The organism is Pseudomonas sp. NPDC008258, from assembly GCF_042956345.1.
In the GTDB taxonomy this organism is placed as follows: domain Bacteria; phylum Pseudomonadota; class Gammaproteobacteria; order Pseudomonadales; family Pseudomonadaceae; genus Aquipseudomonas.
Map to the genome: position 1 here is coordinate 1 of NZ_JBIBGE010000072.1, position 4,779 is coordinate 4,779.

The following is a 4,779-nucleotide window of genomic DNA, read 5'->3' on the forward strand; positions in this document are numbered from 1 at the left end:
CAAGGTGATCAAGCGGATGGCTTACGGCTACCGGGACAGCGAGTTCTTTTTCATGAAGATCAAGAATGACTTTCCCGGCAATCCGTGAAGAACCTAAAAAAACCCCGGCCTGAACCGGGGTTTTTGAAGGAAGCGCCAGCTATCAGAGCATGGAACGGCCCTTGTTGGCAGCGATGCGCATGCGCAGTGCATTCAGCTTGATGAAGCCGGCAGCGTCCGCCTGGTTGTAGGCGCCGCCATCTTCTTCGAAGGTAGCGATGTTGGCGTCGAACAGCGAGTCGTCCGACTTACGGCCGACCACGGTGACATTGCCCTTGTACAGCTTCAGGCGTACCACGCCATTCACGTTGACCTGCGAAGCGTCGATCATTTGCTGCAGCATCAGACGCTCCGGGCTCCACCAGTAGCCGGTGTAGATCAGGCTGGCGTACTTCGGCATCAGCTCATCTTTCAGGTGAGCGACTTCACGGTCCAGGGTGATCGACTCGATGGCACGGTGAGCCTTGAGCATGATGGTACCGCCCGGGGTCTCGTAGCAGCCACGCGACTTCATGCCGACATAACGGTTCTCGACGATGTCCAGGCGGCCGATGCCGTTGGCACCACCGATGCGGTTCAGGTCGGCCAGGACGGTGGCCGGGGACTTCTCGACGCCATCGATGGCAACGATGTCACCGTTACGGTAGGTCAGCTCGATGTAGGTGGCCTGGTCCGGGGCGTTCTCAGGGGAGACGCTCCATTTCCACATGTCTTCTTCGTGCTCGGTCCAGGTATCTTCCAGGACACCGCCTTCGTAGGAGATGTGCAGCAGGTTGGCGTCCATCGAGTACGGCGACTTCTTCTTGCCGTGGCGCTCGATCGGGATACCGTGCTTTTCGGCGTAATCCATCAGTTTTTCGCGGGACAGCAGGTCCCACTCACGCCATGGGGCGATGACCTTGACGCCTGGTTTCAGGGCGTAGGCACCCAGTTCGAAACGAACCTGGTCGTTGCCTTTGCCGGTAGCACCATGGGAAATGGCGTCAGCGCCGGTTTCGTTGGCGATTTCGATCAGGCGCTTGGCAATCAGCGGGCGGGCGATGGAAGTACCCAGCAGGTACTCGCCTTCGTAGACGGTGTTGGCGCGGAACATCGGGAACACGAAATCACGCACGAACTCTTCGCGCAGGTCGTCGATGTAGATCTCTTTAACGCCCATTGCCTGGGCCTTGGCACGGGCCGGCTCGACCTCTTCGCCCTGACCGAGGTCAGCGGTGAAGGTCACCACTTCGCAGTTATAGGTATCCTGCAGCCACTTGAGAATCACCGAAGTATCAAGGCCGCCGGAATACGCCAGTACGACCTTTTTTACGTCCGCCATGCCATCACTCCACGGGGTTGTACGGAAAGGGATCGATTCTAACGGCCTTGCGGACAAATTTACAGTGGGGCGACAGCTTCTGACGACAAAGCGACAGGAACTTTCAGCGGCGCGACCTGAGTTGGTGCTTGCCTAAAGAGGTTCAGCGCCAGTGAGATCGAGCGCCGCCCGCGCGGCGCATCGCCGGCAAGCCGGCTCCCACATCTGTTTCGGGCCAGTCATTCCTGCCACCTTCGCACTCGCTCCCTAGGTGCATGGCTGGAGATAGCAGAAAAGTACTCATGACACCTTCGAAATCGAAGGGAACAAACAAGGCGGGCAGCGGTGAGTTCACAGGAGAATCTGGCCCGGAACAGATGTGGGAGCCGGCTTGCCGGCGATGCGCCGCGCGGGCGGCGCTCGATCTCATAGGCGCTGAAAATCTTGTGACAAACGCCCAGTTCACGGCGCCTTGGCTGGCGCAGCGGGCGCGGCTTGCTCAACCGGCTTCTCCACCGGCTTCTCAACCACCGCAACCCGATCCAACTCGATACTCACCCGGCGGTTGCGCGCCCGGTTGGCAGGGCTGTTGTTTTTTGCCACCGGGTACTGCTCACCATGGAAGCGCACGATGATTTGCTCTTCCTTCAAGCCATGGGCCTTGAAGTAATCGGCCACCGCCAATGCACGACGACGCGACAGGTCACGGTTGGTCAGGCGGTTGCCACTGTTGTCGGAGTGGCCGTCGAGTTCGATGCGGTTAACGGTCGGGTCGGCTTTCATGTAATCGAGGATCAGGTCCAACCGCGCCTTGGCGGCGTCATCCAGGTCGATGCCGCCCCCCGGGAAGCCCACCTGTGTCTGGCGTACCTGGTCGTAGTTCATCGCCAGGAGCTTGCCAGCACACATCTGATAGTCGCTGTAGGCCTTGGCAAAGCTGACCGGCAACACGCGCACCTCCATCGCTCTGCCCGCTTCACCGGTATAATTGCGCACCACCGTGCTGCGCCCGTCGAGCAGGCCGTTGATCAGGCGGCTGGCCTGCCCCTGGGATGAGCTGAACAGCACACCCGTACGGGCCATGCGCACGGTGCCAAGGTTGATGTCGCCGCGCCCAGGTTGCCACGGCGCGGCCGCCGCCAGCAGGCTGGCGGTGCCAGCACCCAGTACGTTGCTATCCGAACGCAACTGGAACACCGGCTGCTCACCCGCCCGGCGCACGAACTCTCCACTGCCAAAACCTTCGATCGGCTGGATCAGTCGGCACTCGAACTGGTCACCCTCGACCTTCCAGGCAATGTTTTCCATGCGCGTCTGGAAAGTCAGTGCGCCGGCCGGCAGGCTGGCGAACAGGGTCAACAGGGCTAGGTAACGCTGGCGCACGGGCGGCTCCACAAATTCTGACGGCTTACCTGCAGGCTATCGGACGCTGGCCGGAAAACTTGATAGCCGTGCTCGCCCAAGGGTTTTCCGGTAGCATTGGGGCTTGAGTTCGACCCGCCTGGAATCCCCAATGTCCGATCGCCTGACCCTCCTGCGCCCCGACGACTGGCACATCCATCTGCGCGATGGTGCCGTCCTGCCCCACACCGTTGGCGACGTGGCGCGCACTTTCGCCCGTGCCATCATCATGCCTAACCTGGTTCCGCCAGTGCGCAATGCCGCCGAGGCCGGCGCCTACCGTGAGCGCATCCTGGCCGCCCGCCCTGCCGGCAGCCGCTTCGAGCCGCTGATGGTGCTGTACCTCACCGACCGCACCAGCCCTGAAGACATCCGCGCGGCCAAGGCCAGCGGTATCGTGTACGCCGCCAAACTGTACCCGGCAGGCGCCACCACGAACTCCGACTCAGGCGTAACCAGCATCGACAACATCTTCCCGGCCATCGAGGCGCTGGCAGAAGTCGGCATGCCGCTGCTGGTGCACGGCGAAGTGACCCGCAGCGAGATCGACGTATTCGACCGCGAAAAGCGCTTCATCGACGAGCACATGCGCCGTGTGGTCGAACGCTTCCCCACGCTGAAAGTGGTGTTTGAGCACATCACCACCAGCGATGCCGCGCAGTTCGTCACCGAGGCCTCGGCCAACGTCGGCGCAACCATCACCGCGCAGCACCTGCTGTACAACCGCAACCACATGCTGGTTGGCGGCATTCGCCCGCACTTCTACTGCCTGCCGATCCTCAAGCGCAACACCCACCAGGTGGCGCTGCTGGACGCGGCCACCAGTGGCAACCCGAAGTTCTTCCTCGGCACCGACTCGGCGCCGCACGCCCGTCACGCCAAGGAAGCGGCTTGCGGATGCGCCGGTTGCTATACCGCCTACGCGGCCATCGAAATGTACGCCGAAGCGTTCGAGCAGCGTAACGCGCTGGACAAGCTGGAAGGCTTTGCCAGCCTGCACGGCCCGGCCTTCTACGGCCTGCCGGCGAACACCGACACCATTACCCTGGTGCGTGAAGAATGGACCGCCCCGGACAGCCTGCCGTTTGGCGAGCAGACCGTAATCCCGTTGCGCGCTGGTGAAAAACTGCGCTGGCGCCTGCTGGAGGACAACGCGTGAGCGAAGACCTCTACGAAGACGATATGGACAGCCAAGGCAGCGGCGGTCCGCGCCACCCGATGGCCGAGCGCTTCCGCGGCTACCTACCGGTAGTGGTGGACGTGGAGACGGGCGGTTTCAACAGCGCCACCGATGCCCTGCTGGAAATTGCCGCAGTCACTATCGGCATGGACGAGAAAGGTTTCCTGTTCCCCGAGCACACCTACTTCCACCGGGTAGAACCGTTCGAGGGCGCCAATATCGAGCAAGCGGCGCTGGAGTTCACCGGGATCAAGCTTGACCACCCACTGCGCATGGCTGTCAGCGAGGAAAGCGCGCTGACAGATATCTTCCGCGGCGTACGCAAGGCGCTCAAGGCCAACGGCTGCAAGCGGGCGATCCTGGTTGGTCACAACAGCAGCTTCGACCTGGGCTTCCTCAATGCAGCGGTGGCACGCAACGACCTGAAGCGCAACCCGTTCCACCCGTTCTCCAGCTTCGATACCGCTACCCTCGCGGGCCTGGCGTATGGCCAGACCGTGCTGGCACGGGCCTGCCAGAGCGCCGACATCGACTTTGACGGGCGTGAAGCGCATTCGGCGCGTTATGACACCGAGAAGACGGCCGAGCTGTTCTGCGGCATCGTCAACCGCTGGAAAGAGATGGGCGGCTGGCGCGATTTCAACGACTGATCTGCAAAAGCATTCGCGGGCATGCCCGCTCCCACAAGTTCATCTATGCCTTCAGGCATGCACAGAACCTGTGGGAGCGGGCGCGCCCGCGAAGAGGCCGGCACAGGACGGCATAAAAAAAGGTTCTTCACGGATTGCCGGGAAAGTCATTCTTGATCTTCATGAAAAAGAACTCGCTGTCCCGGTAGCCGTAAGCCATCCGCTTGATC

The 4,779-nt window shown here is 61.7% G+C and carries 4 protein-coding genes; 2 read left to right on the plus strand and 2 right to left on the minus strand.

Going from position 1 to position 4,779, the window contains the following annotated elements; genetic code table 11:
- Positions 1–142 precede the first annotated feature (142 nt).
- Both ACFY9W_RS28950 and ACFY9W_RS28955 read right to left on the minus strand, forming a co-directional pair.
- Positions 143–1,360: an argininosuccinate synthase gene (locus ACFY9W_RS28950; RefSeq protein ID WP_391138253.1), complete on the minus strand. Its 1,218-nt coding sequence runs from the start codon at positions 1,358–1,360 to the stop codon at positions 143–145.
- Positions 1,361–1,801: 441 nt separating this feature from the next.
- Positions 1,802–2,722, minus strand: coding sequence for an OmpA family protein (locus tag ACFY9W_RS28955; protein WP_391138256.1), 921 nt, complete (start codon positions 2,720–2,722; stop codon positions 1,802–1,804).
- A 130-nt stretch (positions 2,723–2,852) separates the two neighbouring features.
- On the opposite strand from ACFY9W_RS28955, the gene pyrC reads away from it, so the two are divergent.
- Both pyrC and rnt read left to right on the plus strand, forming a co-directional pair.
- The gene (gene pyrC / locus ACFY9W_RS28960) at positions 2,853–3,899 is read left to right on the plus strand and encodes a dihydroorotase (RefSeq protein WP_391138259.1); all 1,047 of its coding nucleotides are present in this window, start codon (positions 2,853–2,855) and stop codon (positions 3,897–3,899) included.
- A gap of 23 nt (positions 3,900–3,922) precedes the next feature.
- Positions 3,923–4,570, plus strand: a complete 648-nt coding sequence (rnt, locus tag ACFY9W_RS28965) for a ribonuclease T (RefSeq protein WP_391138263.1) — start codon at positions 3,923–3,925, stop codon at positions 4,568–4,570.
- The last annotated feature ends 209 nt before the right edge of the window (positions 4,571–4,779 follow it).